This is a genomic window from Oleiphilus sp. HI0086 (assembly GCF_001635225.1).
The window spans coordinates 1-958 of sequence record NZ_LWFZ01001083.1; the positions used below are offsets into that span (position 1 = coordinate 1).

The window sequence follows — 958 nt, forward strand, 5'->3', positions numbered from 1 at the left end:
TTGGTGTATTGCGGGTAAAGAGCGGCGCAAGTTAATTGATTTTGGTTATTGGTATGAGCCAGATGGGCGCAGTGACCAACAGCAACGCGAATTTGAGAAAGTCGAGATTAAGCCGCAGGCGCTTGAGTGGATTATGACGGAAGCTTGTGGAATGCGCTTTCGTTTGAGTGTCGATAATATTGCTCAGCCAGATGTTGGGGCGAGTAAAGAGTTTATCTGTGAGGTGGCTCAGCAGGCGGCTGACTACATAGAAAATGGCTTACCTGAAAGAGCTAACTTATTTGTTCAAGCTTTGCTAAGTCACTATCGGCCTGATTGTCGGTGCCTGGAAAGTGACGCATTTTCACTTGATAGGCTAAGCTAATGACAGTTTTAAGCAAATTAGCGGCTAATTAGGTGTATTCCGCTTGCAAGGCAGGGTTAGGGGGCATAAGCTCTCAGGTCAATATTTTAAGTGTTACTAGAGTGTATTCTAAATGAAGTTAAGTGGTTTTTTTGGTAAGAAAAAGCAAGACGAGTCGAATAAGGCACAAGGTGCCTCGACCAAAACTAACAAGCCTGCTTCGGCAAAAGAAGGGGGCGCCAATAAACCTCAAGCAAAGAAACACCCAAAACCTGAAACAGCAGGTAAGCCTCAACACAAAGGTGGCAAGAAAGGAAGCGCTCAAGCTAATGTACAAGAACAAGGGGCGAGTGTAGCGCCAAAAAAACAGGCTTGGAGTGCTGAGCAATATGTCGTAGCGCCCGAGGAAGGCAAGACCCGCTTTCACGATTTAGGTTTGCAGAATGACTTATTGCATGGCATCGCTGATCTGAAATATGAATATTGCAGCGACATTCAGGCAGAATCTTTGCCCCACACCTTAAAAGGCTATGACGCCATCGGCAAGGCTGCTACGGGTACCGGCAAAACGGCTGCCTTCCTGATTACCATTATTAATGACTTGCNATCTCGACC

General features: G+C 46.2%; 2 protein-coding genes. Both read left to right on the forward strand.

What is annotated here, in order from left to right:
* Positions 1-364: elongation factor P hydroxylase (locus A3756_RS19190; protein ID WP_197481391.1), on the forward strand; the 364-nt coding region annotated here is incomplete at its 5' end.
* Positions 365-476: 112 nt separating this feature from the next.
* A partial coding sequence (locus A3756_RS19195; protein ID WP_156490611.1) for a DEAD/DEAH box helicase occupies positions 477-958 on the forward strand: 482 nt, incomplete at its 3' end.